The organism is Mycolicibacterium lacusdiani, assembly GCF_021916785.1.
Classification (GTDB): domain Bacteria; phylum Actinomycetota; class Actinomycetes; order Mycobacteriales; family Mycobacteriaceae; genus Mycobacterium; species Mycobacterium lacusdiani.
Genome location: NZ_JAKCFC010000011.1, coordinates 198124 through 217868, shown reverse-complemented (window position 1 = coordinate 217868; position 19745 = coordinate 198124). Strand labels below are relative to the sequence as shown.

Sequence of the window (19745 nt, the reverse complement as noted above, 5' to 3'; positions counted from 1 at the left end):
TCGGCGAATCAGATGGCGGTGTAGGTGCTCGACGCTGCGGCGTCCTCGGCGACGTACGTCGACGCGGCGTCGCCGATGTTGGCCTGCGCGATGTCGAGCAGGGCGTTGACCCGTGCCGACACCTCGATGAAGCGGGCGTGGGCGGCCTGGAACGCGACGGCCGACTCACCCTGGTGGAACGCCTGCGACGCCTGGGCTGCCTGTTCGGCCTGGGCGATGGTGCTGCGCATCAGTCCCGCCTTGGCGGAGAACGCCGCCTCGGAGGCGACGAGTTGTGGGATGTGAGCATCGAGGAGGCTCATGGGGTTTCCTTCCGGATCTTCGACTGCTGCTCGTTATCGATTGACGTGCTTGGACTCTCGGCTCTGTTCAGGTGGGCCGTCCCCCTTCCGGGTCCCAGTTGCCCGGCAGCAGCGGATCGACCGGTCCGCCGCCGTAGGGGTCCTCCGGCAACTGGGTCAGTCCGCGCGACCGGTCGGTCTGGTCGGCCCGTTCGGCGGTGATGGTTCCCGTGAATCCGACCGCACCCGCACCCCGCGACGAGGCGCCGACGCGCGGCGCGGGTCGCGGTGTCGCCTCGGAGTCGGGACCCGTTTCGTAGTCCATGTAGGCGTCGGCATAGCCACGCTCGTGGACTTCGGCGCCGCGCTTGCGCCGCGCCTTGCGCTTCGCGAGCGACGACGCGGCAGCCGCCGCGGCGGACGACGCTGCGATGTCGGAGGCGGGGGCCTTGGCGCCGCTGCCCTCGCGGAACGTCGGCGACGCACCGGGGCCGGGGCCGCCGCCCGGGACCACGTACGGAACGAACGGCGCTGCGGCCGCCGCGGGTGCGGCGGGGGCCGTCGCGGTGCCTGCGGCCACCGAGGCCGCGGGCGCCGCGGGGGCGCTCGGCACCGTCGGCGCCACGGTCGCGGCGGGCAGCGGGTTCTGCACCTCGGCCCGCGGTACCTGAACCTGCTGAGGCGCGGCGGCCGGTGCGGGTTCGGGCACCGGCTCCGGGGCGACCGGCCTGTTCAGGTACTCCTGCAGGAAGTACCCGCCGACGCCGAGACCGATTGCCAACAGCGGCTGCAGCAGCAGCTGCGGGTAGGTGAGTGAGGCGCCGATCCACGAAATCGCCTGATATGCGACGGCGAACAGGAACGGACCGTACTCGACCAGCGTGGGACCCGGGTTGGTCAGCAGGCCAGTGATCAGGTCGATGCTGTTGCCGATCGGGTCCTGCAGGAATTTCGTGATGGGCTCGAAGAGCGAGTTCGTATAGTCGGTGTAGGCCTGGAAGAACTGGTTGAGCGCCTGCAGGAGCTGCTGCAAGAAGTCGGCGTTGTTCAGCGCCCCGCCGGCGTCGGCGGCCTGCGCGTGCGCCATGGCCTGGCGCGACGTGGCCCCGGCATCGCCCGCCTCGCCAACGCCCGGCGCGAGGAGGAACGGCGCGGGCGGCGTGGCAGGCGTGGCCGCGACCGTCGCTCCCGCGACTGCCTGGTAGGTGCTCATCGTGGTCGCCGCCTGTATCCACATGCGGACGTAGTCGGCCTCGTTCAGCGCGATCGGAATCGTATTGATGCCGAGGAAGTTGGTCGCCATCAGCACGCCGTGCATCGTGTGGTTGAGCGCGAGTTCGGGCAGCGTCGGCATCATCGCCAGCGCCGTCGTATACGCAGCCGCCGCCGTCTCGTGCTGGACCGCCGCGGCCGCACTGTTCGCACTGGCCTGCGCCAGCCACGTCAGATACGGCGCATGCGCCGCGACGTACTGTTCGGCGCTCGGCCCCTCCCACGCACCCGACTGCACGGCGGCGAGCAGAGCGGTCAACTCCGCTGCCGCCGTGGAGTACTCGACGCTCAAGGACTGCCACGCCCCCGCGGCGGCGAGCATCGACCCGGGCCCGGGGCCGCTGCTGAGCAGCCCCGAATGCACCTCGGGCGGTAGCGCCATCCAGACGGGGGCGGTCATGTCAGCTGCCTGCGATGAGGTATGAGCTTGCGGCCATGGCGTCACCGGTGGCGTAACTGGTGCCGCTCTCGGCCACGCCGATGCCCGAGCGGCCGAGTTCCTCGGTGCCCTGGGCGGCGACGGCGCCGTGCGACGCCCCGTGCGTGCTGAACGACACCGCGGTCTGCAGCGACACCGGGTCGGGTGCCGGAGGCAGGACGGCCGCGATCATCGGTGCGGCAGCGGCATGGGCTGCCGCCAGCCGCGCGGTGAGTGCCTCGACCTGTGCGCCTGCGGCGTTGAGGCCTTCGGGAACCACTCGCAGGGTCATCGGTTGAACTCCCTTCCTTGGTTGATGCGTGCTGCCTCGTCCGCGAACGGATTGACCAGCTGGACGAACGTCGGGGTATCGCCGTCGTCGAGCAGGATGCCCCGGCCGGCAGGCATGCGCGTGAAGCGCTGTCCCCGGATCTTCCCGCTGTCCTGCGGATTACCGGACAGCATCAGGGTGGTGGCCTGCAGCTCGTTGAGACGCCGGAGCAGGGGTGCGGTCATGATCGCGTGCGCCGACCCGGCGGCCCTTGCGGTGACGATGACGCGCAGCCCGAGTTCGGCAGCCTGGGCCAGCAGGCCGATCAGGTTCGTCCACGGACGCTGCCCCACGTAGGGCCCGCTGACCGCCGGTGCGTCCGGGATCTGGTCGACGTCGTCGACGATGAGGTAGTGGACGTGCCCGTCCTCACCCGACCGGTACGTCCAGTCCTTCAGCTGCTGAGAGGACAGTCCCATTGGCGGACGGCGCTTCTCGAGCAGTGCCGCCAGCCCGAGCATCGCCGGCGTCACGCGGTCGATGTTGGGGGTGTACTCGTTGTCCGGGAACAGCGGTTCGTCGACGAGGTGCAGCCTGCGGTCGATCACCGTGAACGCGACGCGGTCCTCAGTCGAGTTCTCACGGATGGTGCGGATCAGGTGACGCAGCAGCGTGGACTTGCCGGACTTCCCGTCGCCGAACACCATCAGCAGCGGGTTGTTCGCGAAGTCGACCTCGACGGCAGCGAGATCCTCTTCGCGTTGGCCTATGACGATGCGTTCGGGACCGCGGTACAGCGGAGCAACGGTTTCGGGCAGCAGCACCTTCGGCAGCAGCCGCACCGGCGGTGCCGACTGTCCCGGGTAGCGTGCGTTGACTCCGGCGATGTGCGCTTCCAACGGTCCCGGTGCTGCGAACAGGAAGTGCTCGGCGGCCATCGTCAGGCCACGGCCCGGCTGGTCCGCAGGGACGCCGTCGGCCGCCCGGCGCAGGGCGCCGACCACGCGGACGTTGCTGTCCTGGGAGTCCGACAACTTGAGTTCCAACCGCATGCCGAGGCCGTCGCGCATCGCCAGCGGCACCTCGAGCCAGTTCGGCGTGGTGATCACGACGTGGATGCCGTAGGACAGGCCGGTGTTGGCCAACTCGGTGACCCTGGCCAGCAACGGATTCCGGGTGTTGTAGGCGTCGGTGTTGTCCCGGCTGAAGGCGTACAGGTTGTCGATGACCAGGAATGTGTGGGGGTAGACCTCTCCGCTCCTGCCGCTCGCACCGCCTGCCGCGCGGCGCTGACGGGCCAGCAGCAGCTGCTCCAGCTCGCCGAAGGTGCGGCGGATGCGTTCGGGCTCCAGCGGTGAGGCGACACTGCCGACGTGAGCCAGCTCGCCCATCTCGCGCAGCTGGCCGCCGCCGTAGTCCAGGCAGTAGAACGTGACGTCGTGCGGTGAGTGCAGCGCGGCCGCGGACAGCATGAATGTCTGCAGCGCCGTGGTCTTGCCCGACTTCGGGCCGCCATGGATCACCAGGTTGGCCCCCGACGAGGTGGCGTCGAAGATCAGCGGATCGCGCCGCATCTGGAACGGTCGGTCGATCTCGCCGAGCGGCCACCGCCACTGGCTGCCTTCGACACCCGCGCGGTGCAGGAGTTCGGCCAGTGGGATCGGCTCGTCGAGCGGAGCCAGCCACAGCGGCGGCGCCTTGGGACCGTAGTGCGACAGCTGGTCGCCGATCGTGGCCACCAACTTGCGCGGGGGCAGGTGATCGGTGTCGGAGCCACCGGTGACCACCACGGTGTCCGCGGGCGCCTCGACGTACGAGGCCGTGAACGGTTGCGGGGCGGGGATGGAGTGCCGAACCACCGACTTCGGCTTGCGCGGCGGGTCGTAGATGCCGTCGACGTAGGTGCTGCGGAACTTCACGGGCATCGCGCCGGGCGTCGGCACCAGGAAGCCCTCGCCCTTGTGCTCGGGCCCCGCCTCGATGTGGAATGCGTCCTCCACCCCGATGATCTGCCGGCTGATGCTGGGGCTGGCGACCTTCAGGCCGATCCGGTAGGAGGTGTTCTTGTCGATGTCCTTGATCCGCCCGACGTCGAGGGTCTGCGACGCGAACAGGACGTGGATGCGGAACGACCGGCCCTTGCGCGCAACGTAGTCGAAGAGTTCCGCGTACTCGGGATGGTCGGCCAGCATCAGCGAGAACTCGTCGGCCACCACCAGCAGCGTGGGCATGGGCGGCAGGTCGTGGCCGGCGGCCATGGCTGCTTCGTACTCGAGCACGGAGTTGAAGGCGCTGCCCTGGACGCGGCGGCCCGTCTCCATCAGCAGCTTCTCGCGGCGGGCGACCTCACCGCGCAGCGTGTCGGCGAACCGGTCGGCCAGCGACTTCTTCTCGGCCATGTTCGAGATGACGGCGACCACCTGCGGGAAGTCGCGGAAGATGTCGGCTCCCGCCTCGCCCTTGAAGTCGGCGTAGATGACGATGAGGCGTTCGGCCGAGTGAGTCGTCAACAGCGCCAACAGGATCGACATCAGGGTCTGCGACTTGCCCGAACCGGTCATGCCGATCATCAGGCCGTGCGGACCCATGCCGCCCTCGGCCTCGTCCTTCAGGTCGAACATCATCGGCTCGCCGGTGGCGGTGACGCCGATCGGCACGCGCAGCTCGTCCTGCCGGTTGCGCGGCGCCCACAGATCGGCGACGTCGAGTGCGGCCGCGTCCGGGATGCCCAGCAGCGTGCCGAACGTCGCCACGCCCGCGCTGCTGGTCCTGGCCTGGCGCGGGTTGGTGTCCCACCGCGACAGCAGTCGTGCGACGTGCCGTGCGTCGGCGCTGGAGTAGCGGTCGGCCACCGTCACGTAGGGCTGCCAACCTCCGGGTTGCCAGCGTTCCAGCGTGCCGTCGACGAGGCGCAGGACGGGACGCTCCGGATCCGAATACTGTTCCCGGTGGGGCTCTTCCGTCGACCGGTGTACGACGGTCACGCCGGCCAGACCCGACCGCGGCACCACGACCTCGGGATCGGCGTCGGGGTCGTCCACCACGATCAGCAGATGCCTGGCCACGGACTCCGTCGCACCGAAGACGTCCCGGTCGTCGAGGGCGGGCGCCAGCAGGTCACGGAGTTCGGCGACGTTGGGCGCGAGGTAGCGCGCGGGGCCGACGCCGTCCACCTGGCCGGGAATGTCGCAGTGCGGCAGCCACTTCAGCCACGACCAGTCGTCGCCCTCGAGATCGGGGGCGGCCAGCGCGACGCCGAGCACCGCGGGGTCATGCCACGTCACTGCTTGCGCGATCCAGGCCCGCAGTGCGCCGCGGACGTCGGCGGCCTCGCCGATTACCGTGATGCGCGAGACCTCGGCGAGGTCGATGCCCGCGGGCACCGAGCGCACCGTGCGCTGCACGTCGAGCAGACTCCGAAGCGCGGTGTGCGACACCGGCTCCAGGTCGATCTCGTTGGCGATGTCCTTCACCCGCAGGCTCGCGCTGAGCGGGGCGTCGTGCAGTCCCGCGCGTACGACGAGGAAGTCTGGATCGTGGGGGTCGCGTTCCCACTGCCTGCGGGTGCCGGGCACCTCGGCTAGCAGCGCCGGGTCGGGATGCGACCACTCGCACGCGGCGCGCTGTTCGGCGGCGTGGGCCCGGACGTTGTCCCGGACCACCGACAGGTAGCGCAGGTAGTCGGCCCGTTCGGCGTCGACCTCCTCGGTGCGCATCTTGCCGTCGGTGCCGCGGTACATCGCGGTGGCGGCGAGCAGCAGCACGAACGGGAAGAACAGCATCGTCGGGGAGATGAGCCGCATGCCCGTCGCGAACAGCGCCACGATCATGCCGACGATGAGGAGCACGATCAGGTAGGGCAGCACCCGGCGCAGCAGCGACGGGGGGACGAGTCGCGGCAGCTCCGGCGGCGGCTCGATGGTGATGGTGCCCTTGCGGGTGGCCGGCACCGGAATGCGGCGGCGGGCTTCGAAGATCAACCTAGACATGCGCGATCCCGCTCCGCTTCTCGCTGATCATCACGGGGTCTCCCTCACCACGGCCGGGCTCGGATCGGGCGTCAGCCCGTCGTGCGCGAGCAGCGCATCGGCGCGCGACAGCGTCGGTCCTTCCGCGAATTGACTGAGCATCGCCCAGGGAATGGGCAGTGCGGGCGGCGTCAGACCCAACGCCGAGAGGGCGTCGGTTCCGTCCTGTCCGGCGGCGTCCTGATCGATGCCGTAGCGCACGCCGGTGTCGCTGATCCAGAACACCGATCCGGCAGCGGGCGAGGCCGGCTGCTGGCGGACGTCCTGTCCGGCGGTCTGCACCAGGAAGCCGGTGCCGGGAGCGGCGACCACGCGATTGGCGGTCGTGCCCGTGCCCGCTCCGACGAGCTGGATTGCGCGTAGCCCGTCCTGCACGGGAAGCGCTGCACCGGCGAGCAATTCGAGCGTGCCACTCGTCGCGTCGACGGGGTGGTCCCAGTGTGCGCACGTCAGCGGCGATGCGGCGGCGTCCACCAGCGTGACGGGCTCACTGGGATAGGCGTCGACGTCGATGGCGCGGGACACCGGCAACCGGGAGACCTCGTCGGCGCCGAGCCGCGGCGGCTGGTCCAGCCCGTGCGAATCGCTGTTGCGCAGGATGGCCGCCACCACGGGTGAGATCGGCTGCAGCCCATCGGTGAGCACCGCGTAGTGGCGCAGCGTGTTGTCGGCGTCGAACGCGGCGACGACCCCGCCGACCGGCGCGGGTACCGAGAAGCCCGGCTGCGATCCGGCGCCGGGGATGGCCGGGACGCGCAGTGCCGGCGCCTCTGGCACGGCGTTGAAGAGGCCCGGCGAAATGGCCCGGGGCTCTGGCAGATCGGCGGTGAGGCCAAGGGCGCCGGTGACGGCGCGGTCGTCGAGGTCGATCTGGCTCCGTCGGCCCTGCCACAGCAGCCAGGTGCCCGCGTTGGGGCCGCCGTCGTTGCGGACCAAGACCGCGTCCTGGTCGGGCAGTGTGGCGGCACGCTCGCTGTCGTCCTCGCCTGAGTCAGTTGCCAGGGGTCCGGCGATCACCGTGACCCCCGCGGCGGGGCCCGACGCGGCATCGCACACCGTCCAGTCGGCGTCGCTCGCGGTGCTCTGCACCATTCGTTCCGGCGCGCCGGGGATGCCGATCAGGTTGCCGCGCGGGAACTGATCGATCTCGCTGCTCTTGACCATGGTCGGGTTGTCGGCCCGGTTGGCGATGAGGCGGGCCGACGTCAGGTTGAGCACGGGATGGACCTGTTCGCCGAGGCGCACGTACAGCGCGGCGGTGTCCCGGTCGGCCAGGATCGCGCTGTCGCCCGCATCGCCCGCGGGTCGGATCAGCGAGAAGATGAAGCATCCCGCCAGGCCGGTGATGAGCAGCAGCGCGCCGACGAGCACGGAACGCGACTGGGTCCGCAGCGGATCGACGAGCATCCGCGTGTCGTGCAGTGCGACTCCGGATGCGATGCGGCGCTGGATGAATCGCCATCCCGACACCTGATGCCGGGTGACGAAACCGCGCCGGTAGGCCACCCGTTCGGGGTTGTCGTTGTCGGGCGTGCGCGACGTGAACGTGCGGCGGTCGCCCTGCTCGCTCATGCGGGCACCTCGAGGCCGAGGCCGCGCAGGAGCGGTATCGCGGAGTTGTTGACGTCGGTGTCGGTGATCGTCATCAACTCGTCGTCGGTGAAGTCCTCGGAGTCGGAATGGTCGAGCCGGTACTCGCGCTCCTCCTCCGCTCGTTCGACCAGGTTGCGGACGAAGCGGCCGTTGCCCGCGATGTCGAGGCTGCGCCGGGCGACCCCGTTGGCGTCGGGCATGGTGGCCGTCGCGAGGTGGGCGAACAGTCTCTCCATGTGCTCGCGCGCGGCTTCTTCGAAGATGCTGTCGCGCTTCTCGGCCATGCGCATCGCGATCTCGACGAGTTCGTGCGACGAGTAGGACGGGAAGTCGATGCTGCGGGTGAAGCGCGAACGCAGGCCCTCGTTGGTGTCGAGGAAGTTGTCGAGGTCGGCGCGGTAGCCGGCGACGATGACGACCAGCCTGTCGCGGTCGTTCTCCATGCGCGCCAGCAGCGTGTCGATGGCGACGAGACCGAAGTCGTTCTTCGCGCCGGTCGACACCAGCGCATACGCCTCGTCGAGGAAGAGCACGCCGTCCAGCGCGCTGTCGATGAGCGCGTTGGTCTTGGCCTCGGTCTCGCCGATGTGCTGGCCGATCAGGTCGGCGCGGTGCACCTCGCGGACGGTCTCCTTCTTCAAGATGCCGAGGCCGCAGTAGATCTTGGCGACCACTCGGGCGATGGTGGTCTTGCCCGTACCGGGTGGGCCTGCGAAGACGAGGTGGTTGGTGCGCTGCGCGACGGCCAGGCCGCGCTCCTGGCGGCGGATCGCCATGGCGACCGACGACTTCAGCCGGGCGACCTGGTACTTGACCTCTTCGAGCCCGATGAACTCCGCGAGTTCGGCTTCGGCCTCGACGAGCAGGTGGGCCTTGCGTTCCTTCGCGCCCGGGTCCACGAAGTCGACCTCGGTCGGCTCCGTCGCGGGGTCCCACGGGTCGAGGCGGGCTTCGATGCGGGCAGCGGTGGTCGGCACGATCCCGTAGGACGTGTCCGACAGCGCCACCTCCACGTGTTCGTGCTCCGGGTTGGCGGCGTACAGCTCGGCCAGGGTGTCGGCGGCGTCGAGGTCCTCGCCCTGGGCGCGCAATGACAACGCCTTGACCAGCGTGCCGTCGACGACAGCGACCTCGACCGGTCCGGACGGGTCCTCGAGGTAGGACAGGGCCGGGGCGAACATGCCGAGCCTGGCCAGTGAGGTGCCCAGAGCGACGCGGGCGGCGTGCGCGTACGTCGCGTCGAGCTCGGGATCGTTGACCACCGGGGTGAGCAACCGGACGACGTCGGACCACCGCTCGGTGCGGTAGTACATGGCGACGCGCACCCAGCGGGCGTTCAGCCAGCTCGGCTTGCGCTGGATCAGCTGCTCGACCAGGCGGTCGGCCACGGCGTAGTCGCCGCGATCGGACAGCGTTGCGGCGTAGGCGAGTTGGAAGTCTTCGGCAGTGGTGGCACGGAACTTCAGGTAGAGGCCGGTGTCGTAGTCGAAGCCGAGATCGCCTGGCGTCATCTCGAGCTGGCGCTGCAGCAGCCCTGCGGTCGAAACGGTGCGCCACACGGACTCCACGACCCTCGCGCTGGTGTCGCCGGCCGCGGCCAGTCCCGTCCAGGCGTCGCACTGCTCGTGGGCGATGCGCGTCAACTCGGCGAAGCCGCTGCGTGCTGCCGCGAGGTCGACTGGGCGGCGCCGGTCGTGGACAGTCAGCCCGAGCGTCCGGCTGCACGTCGCAAAACGACTCAGAACATCGCGGTCGACCCGCGCCCCCGCAAGCGTGTCACTGCCCATATGCGTCACGGAGGCAATCGCCCCCGCCATCTCCTTATGTATGCCTAAGCTAACCCGGCGAAGTTAGCATTGCATAACTTAACTGTCGAGACGCACGTCCTCCGTTGCTGCAGGCAATGGGCGTGACCGCGGTCACCCCTCGACGACGGTCACCAGGCTGTTGACAGACCAGGGTGAAGAACGAGCCAGCAACTCCCGCGTCCCGTTCCTCCTGCAGCTTTGCTGCGGACGCCTCGCCCGGCTCGAGCAAGCATGCCTGCCACCAACATCGACTTTCCGGGCAGAAGTGCGAGTGGTTTCGACGAGAAGTCCACGTTCGAGCCGACGCGCTGGCTCAGACGAGCGGGATTCCCTTGCGGATCCGCCGGTCCACGTCCTTGAGCAGAACGTTGAACGGGAACTGCCGGACGAAGGCCGGCAGGGCGTGGTTGACGGCTCGCAGGACGGCGATCACCCGGTCGAATCGCTGCTGTCGCCGTTCGTCCCACGGCAGCCGCATTTCGTCACGGAATCGCTGTGGCAGGAATCCGGTGGTGATCAGCAGCGCGAAGTCCTCGGACCGGCGCTGGATCGGCCCTGGCAGCCTGACGCCCCGAACCCGGCTGGCGGCAATGGGATAGAGGTAGTCGCGGACGGTGTCGTCGATGTGCACCCGTTCCAGCGAGCGCTGCCAGTACTCGTCGAAGGCGGCGCGATCGGGCGGCCACATCTCCGGCGGCACCTGCAACGTGGTGCCGAGGTTCATGCCGTCGACGTAGTGCTGGTCGGCCTTCTCGCCGTCGAGTTCCCCGATGAACAGCCGGTGGATGTCGACGCCGCCCTTGTACAGGCAGGCCGCGACCCACAACTGCAGGTCCTTGTCGAAGGCGTGGTACTTCACCGGGCTCTCGTCGGTCGAGTAGACCTGCGCGTGCGCCTTGTTGACCGCCCTCCGGTACGCGGCCTTCTGCGCCTCGGTGCCCTTCGTCGCCACGGCGAGGTACGTGAACGTCGTGCGCGCCCGCTTGATCGGGTGCAGGTCGACGCGGCCGCTCTCGACCCGGCTCTCCAGCACGCCGTAGCCGACGCCGGGGCGGGCCAGTTGCATGATCACGTTTGCCGGCCCGGCCAGCAGTGCAACGCCCATCAGTCCGTCGTCGAAGCTGGCCCCGCGCCGCCCGGTCGAGCCGGCCGTGACCCGTGCCGGTGCGCTGACCGGCAACTCCACCGGATTCTCGCTGATCGTCATCGACCGACCTCTCACCCCATAAATCTGCGAACGCGTGTTTCCTGATATTGCCGCTCACCGTAGACGGGTGTCAAGATGGTGCGATGGCTCAAGTCAGGCCGTATGGCGGCGTCGAGGCGGCGGAACGACTCGCCGACCGTCGGCGGCGGTTCATCGACGCCGGCTTGGAGCTGCTGGGCGGCGAGGCCGTGCCCGCCGATCTGACGGTCCGGGCGATCTGCCGCGAGGCCGGACTGGCCGCGCGCTACTTCTACGAGGGCTTCATTGACAAGGACCAGTTCGTCGGCGCCGTCTTCGACACCGTGATCGCCGAACTCGCCGCCACCACACAGGCCGCCGTCGCGGCAGCGCAGTGCTCCGATCAGAACCGGGCGGGCATGGCCAACATCGTGCACGCCGTGGCCTCCGACGCCAGGATCGGCAGGCTGCTCTTCAGCGCGCAGCTGTCGAATTCGGTGGTGGCGGCCAAGCGCGCCGAGTCCGGAGTGCTGCTCGCAATGCTCTACGGCCGCGAGATCGGCATGGCGCTACGCGTCGATCAGGGCGAACGAACTAGCCGCAAGGGCATGGCGACTGCCCACTTCGCGGTCGGCGGCGTTGGGCAGACCATCAGCGCTTGGCTGGCGGGTGACGTCGACCTGACGCCCGATGAACTCGTCGACCAGCTGGCGGCGATCCTCGACACCATCACCCGCCCGCGCCTGCATGGCGGCGACTGACCGCCGAAAGTACGGTTGTCGACCCGACACGCCGAGGATCGCGTCATCGAGCGGAGTGTCGGCGCAGTCGTGCAGTTGCCGAAGCTGGTCACGACCGGAATCTGAATCTAACATCAGGAACAGGTCGGTAAAACGAGCCGATGCGACGGGAGATCCAGCACTCGTGATCGTCATTCCCCGCGTCCGCCTGCACGCCCGCCCAGACATGGAGTGCACTGCCGTGAGCGTACGAAAGAGACTCGCGCGGAATGCAATAGCGGCTCTCTCATTCATCGGTGTCCCCCGCCGCGCCAGTCAACGCGAGGGGGCGCCGTCGACATGAGCAGGAATCCAGGGACCGCACCGGGCGTCACGCGCGAGTTCATCGGACTCGACTCACCGTCGGCTCGACGGGCCGCCTCCGGCGGGCACCCCTGCCAGGGCGTCTACTACCGCGGGGTCGGCCGCAAGCCGAAGGTGGGCATGATCGCCACCCACTATCAGGTCGACTTCTCAGAGCACTACCTCGCCGAGTACATGGCCACCCGCGGCATCGGATTCCTCGGCTGGAACACCAGATTCCGCGGCTTCGAGAACAGCTTCCTGCTCGACCACGCGCTCGTCGACATAGGCGTCGGCGTTCGCTGGCTGCGCGACGTTGCGGGCGTGGAATCCGTTGTCCTGCTTGGTAACTCCGGTGGCGGATCGTTGATGGCCGCATACCAGGCGCAAGCCGTGGACCCGCACGTCGTGCCCGTGGGCGGAATGCGGCCGGCCGCGGGCCTAGGCGACCTGATCGCCGCCGACGGGTACGTCGCGAGTGCAGCGCACCCCGGCCGTCCCGAAGTGCTCACCGCCTGGATGGATGGCGCGGTCGTCGACGAAGCCGACCCCGTGCCAAGCGATCCCGATTTGGACCTGTTCGACGAGTCCAACGGCCCGCCGTACGCGCCGGAGTTCGTCGAGCGGTATCGCGCCGCGCAGGTGGCCCGCAATCACGCGATCACCGAGTGGGCTGGGGACGAGCTGAAACGCGTTCGCGCAGCGGGCTTCTCGGACCGGCCGTTCACCGTGCACCGCACCTGGGCGGATCCGCGCATGGTCGATCCCACCATCGAGCCGACTAAGCGCCCCGCGAACACCTGCTATGCGGGCGAGCCGGTGCGGGCCAACCGCTCGGCTCGCGGGATCGCCGCCGCATGCACGCTGCGAAGCTGGATGGGCATGTGGAGCCTGCGCCACGCTCAGACCCGCGCCGAGCCGCACCTCGCCCGCATCGAGTGCCCGGCGCTGGTGATCAACGCCGAACAGGACACCGGCGTCTTCCCGTCGGACGCCAAGCGGATCTACGACGCGCTGGCGAGCACCGACAAGACGATGTGCGTCATCGACTCCGACCACTACTTCACGACACCGGGCGCGCGCAGCGAGCAGGCCGACGTCATCGCCAAGTGGATCGGCAAGCGGTGGCGGTGACACCCGTACGCGTGCTCGCCCACTTCGTGCCGGGCGACAAGGTGCTCGACTTCGTTGCGGAACAAGCGGATTGGTTGGACGTCCGGTTCTGCGCCGAAGACGACGACGCGACGTTCGAGCGCGAGCTGCCCGAGGCCGACGTCATCTGGCACGTGCTGCGGCCGCTGTCGGGACCCGACGTCGAACGGGCCGCACGCTGCCGGCTGATCCACAAGCTGGGCGCCGGGGTCAACACGATCGACGTCGACGCTGCCACCCGGCACGGGATCGCCGTGGCGAACATGCCGGGCGCCAACGCGCCGTCGGTCGCCGAGGGCACGCTGCTGCTGATGCTGGCCGCGCTGCGTCGCCTGCCCCACCTCGACCGGGCGACCCGGGCCGGGCGGGGCTGGCCGTCGGACCCGTCGCTTGGCGAGACCGTCCGCGACATCGGCGGGTGCACGGTCGGCCTGGTCGGGTACGGCAACGTCGCCAAGAGCGTCGAGACGATCGTTTCCGCGATGGGCGCCGACGTGGTGCACACCAGCACGCGTGATGACGGCCATCCCGGGTGGCGTTCGCTGTCCGAACTGCTTGCCCAAAGCGACGTCGTGTCGCTGCACCTGCCGCTGACGGCTGCGACCGAGGGCATGATCGGCGCCGACGCGCTGGCGACGATGAAGGCCGACGCGGTGCTGGTGAACACCTCGCGCGGCGCGATCGTCGACGAGGCGGCCCTGGTCGCCGCCCTGCGCGACGGTCGTCTCGCCGCGGCGGGACTCGACGTCTTCGCCACCGAACCCGTCGAGGCCGACAATCCGCTGCTGCAGCTCGACAACGTCGTCGTCACGCCCCACGTCACCTGGTACACGGCCGACACGATGCACCGCTACCTGGTCCACGCCGTCGACAACTGCGAGAGGCTTCGAGACGGCCGGCACCTGGTGAACCTGGTGAACGAGGTGCCTGACGCACCTGGGTGAGCGCCGGGTACCCTCGGACCCAACCGACCGGTTAGTTATCCAGAGGAGGCGACGATGCCCATAGCGATCCTGTCCGAGCACACCGACTTAGCCGAGTCCGTGCGCTCGTTCGTCAAGCGGGTGGCCCCGTCGGAGGTCCTCCACGAAGCGCTGGAGAACCCGATCCCCAACCCGCCCACCTACTGGAAGGGCGCCTCCGAGCAGGGCCTCAACGGCGTCCACCTGTCCGAGGACGTCGGCGGCCAGGGCTTCGGCATCCTCGAACTGGCCATCGTGCTCGCCGAATTCGGCTACGGCGCGGTACCCGGCCCGTTCGTCCCCTCGGCCATCGCCAGCGCGCTCATCAGCGCCAACGACCCGGCAGACAAGCGCCTCGAGGGCCTGGCCTCCGGTGAGGTCATCGCCGCCTACGCTCTTGACTCCACGCTCACCGCCACCAAGCAGGGCGGTGGCCTCGTCATCCGCGGCGAGGTCCGCGCCGTGCCCGCCGCCGAGCAGGCGTCGGTCCTGGTGCTGCCGGTCGCCATCGATGGTGGCGAGGAGTGGGTCGTCCTCGACGCCGACCAGGTGGAGATCGAAGCCGTCAAGAGCGTCGACCCACTGCGTCCGGTCGCGCACGTGCGCGCCAACGCCGTCGAGGTCGCAGACGATCGCGTCCTGTCCAACCTAAGCCGGCCGCTGGCCCGCGCCCTGATCACCACGCTGCTGTCGGCAGAGGCCATCGGCGTCGCACGCTGGGCCACCGACACCGCGGCCGAGTACGCCAAGATTCGCGAGCAGTTCGGCCGCCCGATCGGTCAGTTCCAGGCCATCAAGCACAAGTGCGCCAACATGATCGCCGAGACCGAGCGCGCCACCGCCGCCGTGTGGGACGCCGCCCGCGCCATCGACGAGTTGGCCGAGAAGGGTGCCGAGGGCAGCGCCTTCGAGTTCGCCGCAGCCGTCGCCGCCACCCTGGCTCCCGCTGCCACCCTGCACACCACGCAGGACTGCATTCAGGTGCACGGCGGCATCGGGTTCACCTGGGAGCACGACACCAACGTCTACTACCGGCGCGCAATCGTGCTCGCGGCGTCGTTCGGCCGTGCCGCCGACTACCCGCAGCGCGTGGTCGACGTCGCCACGTCGACCGGCATGCGCCCCATCGAGGTCGACCTCGACCCCGACACGCAGAAGCTGCGCGAGGAGATTCGCGCGGAAGTCGCTGCGCTGAAGGCGATGCCGAGCGAGGACCGCACCACCGCGATCGCCGAGGGTGGCTGGGTGCAGCCACACCTGCCCAAGCCGTGGGGCCGCTCCGCCAGCCCGATCGAGCAGATCATCACCGCCCAGGAGTTCTCCACCGGCCGCGTGAAGCGCCCGCAGATGGGCATCGCCGCGTGGATCATCCCGTCGATCGTCGCGTACGGCACCAACGATCAGCAGCAGCGCTTCCTCCCGCCGACGTTCCGCGGCGAGATGATCTGGTGCCAGCTGTTCTCCGAGCCCGGCGCCGGCTCCGACCTGGCGAGCCTCACCACCAAGGCCACCAAGGTCGACGGCGGCTGGCGCATCACCGGCCAGAAGATCTGGACCACGGGTGCCCAATACTCCGAGTGGGGCGCACTGCTGGCCCGCACGGACCCCAGCGCGCCGAAGCACCAGGGCATCACGTACTTCCTGCTGGACATGAAGTCCGAGGGCGTCGAGGTGAAGCCGCTGCGCGAGCTGACTGGCAACGCGATGTTCAACACCGTCTTCATCGACGACGTGTTCGTGCCCGACGATCTGGTGCTCGGCGAGGTCAACCGCGGCTGGGAGGTCAGCCGCAACACGCTCACCAACGAGCGGGTGTCGATCGGCGGCAGCGAGCCGCCGTTCCTGGCGAGCCTCGACCAGTTCGTGTCGTTCCTCGCCGAGGGGCACTTCGACCAGATCGAGCAACACGAGGCAGGGAGGCTGATCGCCGAGGGCCACGCAGCCAAGCTGCTGAACATGCGCTCCACGCTGCTGACATTGGCCGGCGGTGACCCGATGCCCGCAGCCGCGATCAGCAAGCTGCTGTCGATGAAGACCGGCCAGGGTTACGCCGAGTTCGGCGTCTCCTCGTTCGGCACCGACGGTGTGATCGGCGATCAGGGCGAACTCTCCGGCAAGTGGGCGGAGTACCTGCTCGCCGGTCGCGCCACGACGATCTACGGCGGTACCTCCGAGGTGCAGCTGAACATCATCGCGGAGCGTCTGCTCGGTCTGCCTCGCGATCCGTAGGTCGGCGTGAGATCGTTCCCATGTGTCCACCGGACGTGTCTCCCGCGCCGGTGAGACGCGTGCGGTCGACGATCTGCTGGACGCGGCGGCGCTGGGGCCCGCGGGCCTGATCTTCGAGGGCGAGCCCGGGATCGGGAAGACCACGGCGTGGCTCGATGCGATCGATCGGGCCACGGCCCGCGGCGTTCGCGTGCTGTCATCACGGCCCGCGCAAACGGAGTCGGTGCTCGCCTACGCCGGGCTGACCGATCTGCTGAGTTCGGTCGATCCGAGCACCTGGCCCGATCTGCCCCGGCCACAGCAGCAGGCGCTCGACCGCGCGCTGCTGCGGGTCGACGTCGACGATGCGGGAACCGACCGACGCGCCGTCGCCGCTGCATTCATGTCGGTACTCGACGCGCTGGCCACGTGGGGAACGGTGCTGGTGGCCGTCGACGACCTGCAGTGGATCGACCCGTCGACCGCTCACGTGCTTGCCTTTGCACTGCGCCGGATGACGGGTTCGGTCGGTGTGCTGGCAGCGGTGCGCACGTCGCCCGACACGTCGGCTGCGTCGTGGCTGGAACTGGCGCGCCCCAACCGGCTGAGACGGATGTCGTTGCAGCCGTTGGACGTCGAAGTACTTCATGACGTACTCGTCGATCGCCTCGGCGGATCGTTCCCCCGTCCAACGATGCTCGAGATATTCGAGACGTCCGGCGGAAACCCCTTCTACGCGTTGGAATTGGCGCGCTCCATTCGCAACGAGCCCGATCGTGGGCAGCACCTGCTGCCCGCGTCGTTGACCGAGTTGGTGCACAGCAGGATCGGTAGCGTCGACGAATCCACCGGACAGGCTCTGTTGGCGGTCGCCTGCCTCGCATCCCCGAGTGTCGACGTGGTCGCCGAGGCACTCGGAACCGACGGCCAGGCCGTCGTCGCGATGCTGCAGGACGCCGAGGGGCACGGCATCATCGAACTCCGCGGAGCCGGTATCCGTTTCACCCACCCGCTGATCGCGAGAGGCGTCTACTCGGGTGCGTCGGCGGAACGACGTCGCGCGATGCACGGCAGAGTGGCCGGGGTCGTCGTCGAGGAAGAGCTTCGGGCCCGACACCTGGCACGGGCCGCGACACGCGCCGACCCGACGACGCTCCGAGCGCTCGACGCCGCGGCCGAGCTGGCCCGCCGCCGTGGTGCCCCCATGGCCTCGGCCGAACTCGTCTCCCTCGCCATCGATCTGGGTGGCGACACACCTCTCCGTCGAGTCCAACTGGCCGGGCACTACTTCAATGCCGGGGACTCCGACCGTGCGCGAAGCCTGCTCGAGCAGACCATCGACGAGGTGCCAGCCGGCGAAGATCGCGCCAGGGCATTGCATCTACTCGGTGTGGTCCGAATGTTCGACGACAGCTTCGTCGAGGCGGCACCGCTTCTGACGAAGGCGCTCGATGAATTGGGCGACGACCCGTCGCTACGCGCGGAGATCCTGATAGTCCTCTCCTTTGCACAAGTCAACGCGGGCCGCGACACCGATGCGATGCGGAGCGCCGAGGATGCGGTGACCCTGACCGAAGCGCATGGTCCGCCTGGCTTGCTCGGTCAAGCGCTCGGCATGCGGACCGTCCTGGGCTTCATGGCGGGCGAAGGGGTCGACGACGCGGCGATGGCTCGCGCGCTCGACTTGGACGACCAGCCATCGGGGCCAATCGCCACCCGACCCGAAGTGCAGAGCGCGGTCCTTGCCGTCTGGAGCGGTCGCTACGTCGACGGCGGAAAGGCGCTCGACGACGTCAGACGACGGTGCATCGAGCACGGCGAGGAAAGCGAGCTGATGTTCGTCAGCTTCCACAGTGCACTGGCAGCGCTCTGGCGTTCGGACTTCGAGGCGGCCAGGCGTGCAGCCGAGGATGCAGCTGCTCGGGGCCCGCAGCTCGGTGGCGACGTCTCGCGGTATGTCGCACTCATCACCCGCGCACTACTCGACTCCCTCACCGGTGACGTCGAGGCGGCACGCCGCGATGCCGACGAGGCATTGGCCGCAGGCGTCCGCTCGGGGGCGAAGAATCTCGCGCTCTGGCCGGTCATGGCAATGGGTGCCCTCGACGTCTCGCTCGAGAACTACGACGCGGCGTTGAAGACGCTGCAGCCGTTGTTGTCTCGCATCCCTGGCACACCGCCCACCACCGAGATCATCTACGCCTGGTTCCTTCCCGACGCCATCGAAGCCATGATCCAACTCGGTCGACTCACGGATGCCGAACCGTGGACTGCGCTCCTCGAAACGAACGGCCGCAGGCTCGACCGTCCGTGGATGCTGGCCATGGCGGCCCGGTGCCGCGCCATGCTGGCGGGCGCTCGGGGTGACGTCGACAGGGCCCTCGAGTACGCGAACGAGGCGCTGACTCAACTTGATCGGATCGAGATGCCGTTCGAACGCGCGCGGACTCAACTGCTGCTCGGGCAGCTGCAACGCCGACGGCGGCGCCAGGACGCCGCAGCCGCCTCGATACGGCAGGCGCTGGACACGTTCGACCGGCTGGGCACCCTGGTGTGGGCGGAGCGCGCCCGAGTCCAGTTGACCCGGACCAACGTCGGCCCCCGCGGGTCGGCCACACTGACTCCATCCGAACAGCGAGTGGCCGAACTGGCCGCCACGGGCATGACCAATCGAGACATGGCCGCCGCACTGTTCATCAGCCCGAAGACGGTGGAGGCCAACTTGTCTCGGGTCTATCGCAAGCTCGGCATCCACTCCAGGGCCGAACTCGGCAGGTGGGTGGGCGACGCCTCGCGCTGACGTCGCCGGCATGTGACGCGAACACCCGGTGCCCGTGCTCACATCTCGTGGCCAGGCCGCCCTCCCCCTGGGACGATGGAATCAGGACGGAAGAGAGGAGTGCGACGTGAGCACCGACGCCACCGCACCGGTTCTGCTGTACGACGGCGTCTGCGGAGTCTGCAACCGCGGAGTGCGCACCATCCTCCGGTTCGACCGGCGCGGCACGCTCCGATTCGCTGCGCTGGACAGTGACTTCGCCCGGGGCGTCATCGCCCGCCATCCGGAGTTGGCCGACGTCGATTCCGTTGTATACGTGACCGATCCCGGCGGAAGCGACGAAGCCGTCGACGTCCAGTCGGCGGCCATGCTCCGCGTTGCGGAGTACTTGGGCGGCCCCTGGCGGCTGACGCTGGCGGCCCGTGCGATCCCGCCCGGCCTCCGCGACTGGGCCTACACCCGCTTTGCCGAGATTCGCTATCGCGTCGGCGGCCAATACGACACCTGCCCCATCCCGCCGCCCGAGGTCCGCAGCCGGTTCGTCGACGCCGCATAGAACGCACGCCCCACGCGTCGACTCGACGACGTTCTCCGTGTGTGAGACGCCGATGCTAGCGTCCCTGTGACACATCACATGCGAGAACGGGACGTCGGGAACATGGGTCACAAGCATCGCGCTCGACGGGTTCGAAACTCCCGATTCGGGCGACATTCGACCGTCGCGCC

13 protein-coding genes are annotated in these 19745 nt (G+C 69.1%); 6 read left to right on the top strand and 7 right to left on the bottom strand.

The annotated features are described in order from the left end of the window. Positions 1-8 precede the first annotated feature (8 nt). The 7 genes from LOK44_RS26065 to LOK44_RS26035 form a co-directional block, all read right to left on the bottom strand. On the bottom strand, positions 9-302 hold the full coding sequence (locus LOK44_RS26065) for a type VII secretion protein EsxS (protein ID WP_163919501.1): 294 nt from the start codon (positions 300-302) through the stop codon (positions 9-11). A gap of 67 nt (positions 303-369) precedes the next feature. Beyond that, positions 370-1953, bottom strand: coding sequence for a PPE domain-containing protein (locus LOK44_RS26060; RefSeq protein WP_237572985.1), 1584 nt, complete (start codon positions 1951-1953; stop codon positions 370-372). Position 1954: 1 nt separating this feature from the next. Beyond that, complete coding sequence (locus LOK44_RS26055) at positions 1955-2263, bottom strand: PE family protein (RefSeq protein WP_237572984.1); 309 nt, start codon at positions 2261-2263, stop codon at positions 1955-1957. Then, positions 2260-6231, bottom strand: a complete 3972-nt coding sequence (gene eccCa, locus LOK44_RS26050) for a type VII secretion protein EccCa (RefSeq protein WP_237572983.1) — start codon at positions 6229-6231, stop codon at positions 2260-2262. The genes LOK44_RS26055 and eccCa overlap by 4 nt, the downstream gene beginning before the upstream one ends. Positions 6232-6261: 30 nt before the next feature. Continuing rightward, positions 6262-7842, bottom strand: a complete 1581-nt coding sequence (eccB, locus tag LOK44_RS26045) for a type VII secretion protein EccB (protein WP_237572982.1) — start codon at positions 7840-7842, stop codon at positions 6262-6264. Further along, entirely contained in the window at positions 7839-9650 is a 1812-nt protein-coding gene (gene eccA / locus LOK44_RS26040; protein WP_237572981.1) for a type VII secretion AAA-ATPase EccA, read from the bottom strand. Before eccA ends, eccB begins: the two co-directional genes overlap by 4 nt. A 334-nt stretch (positions 9651-9984) precedes the next feature. Further along, complete coding sequence (locus tag LOK44_RS26035; protein ID WP_237572980.1) at positions 9985-10878, bottom strand: oxygenase MpaB family protein; 894 nt, start codon at positions 10876-10878, stop codon at positions 9985-9987. A gap of 83 nt (positions 10879-10961) precedes the next feature. On the opposite strand from LOK44_RS26035, the gene LOK44_RS26030 reads away from it, so the two are divergent. From LOK44_RS26030 to LOK44_RS26005, 6 genes are all read left to right on the top strand, one after another. Beyond that, a complete protein-coding gene (locus tag LOK44_RS26030; protein WP_237572979.1) occupies positions 10962-11597 on the top strand; it encodes a TetR/AcrR family transcriptional regulator in 636 nt (211 codons plus the stop codon). Between the two features lie 318 nt (positions 11598-11915). Further along, the gene (locus LOK44_RS26025; RefSeq protein WP_237572978.1) at positions 11916-13052 is read left to right on the top strand and encodes an alpha/beta hydrolase; all 1137 of its coding nucleotides are present in this window, start codon (positions 11916-11918) and stop codon (positions 13050-13052) included. Next, the gene (locus LOK44_RS26020) at positions 13043-14014 is read left to right on the top strand and encodes a 2-hydroxyacid dehydrogenase (protein ID WP_237573010.1); all 972 of its coding nucleotides are present in this window, start codon (positions 13043-13045) and stop codon (positions 14012-14014) included. The genes LOK44_RS26025 and LOK44_RS26020 overlap by 10 nt, the downstream gene beginning before the upstream one ends. A 54-nt stretch (positions 14015-14068) precedes the next feature. After that, complete coding sequence (locus tag LOK44_RS26015; protein ID WP_237572977.1) at positions 14069-16261, top strand: acyl-CoA dehydrogenase family protein; 2193 nt, start codon at positions 14069-14071, stop codon at positions 16259-16261. Between the two features lie 22 nt (positions 16262-16283). Continuing rightward, on the top strand, positions 16284-19040 hold the full coding sequence (locus tag LOK44_RS30015; protein ID WP_237572976.1) for an ATP-binding protein: 2757 nt from the start codon (positions 16284-16286) through the stop codon (positions 19038-19040). Positions 19041-19146: 106 nt separating this feature from the next. Then, on the top strand, positions 19147-19575 hold the full coding sequence (locus tag LOK44_RS26005; RefSeq protein WP_237572975.1) for a thiol-disulfide oxidoreductase DCC family protein: 429 nt from the start codon (positions 19147-19149) through the stop codon (positions 19573-19575). Positions 19576-19745 lie beyond the last annotated feature (170 nt).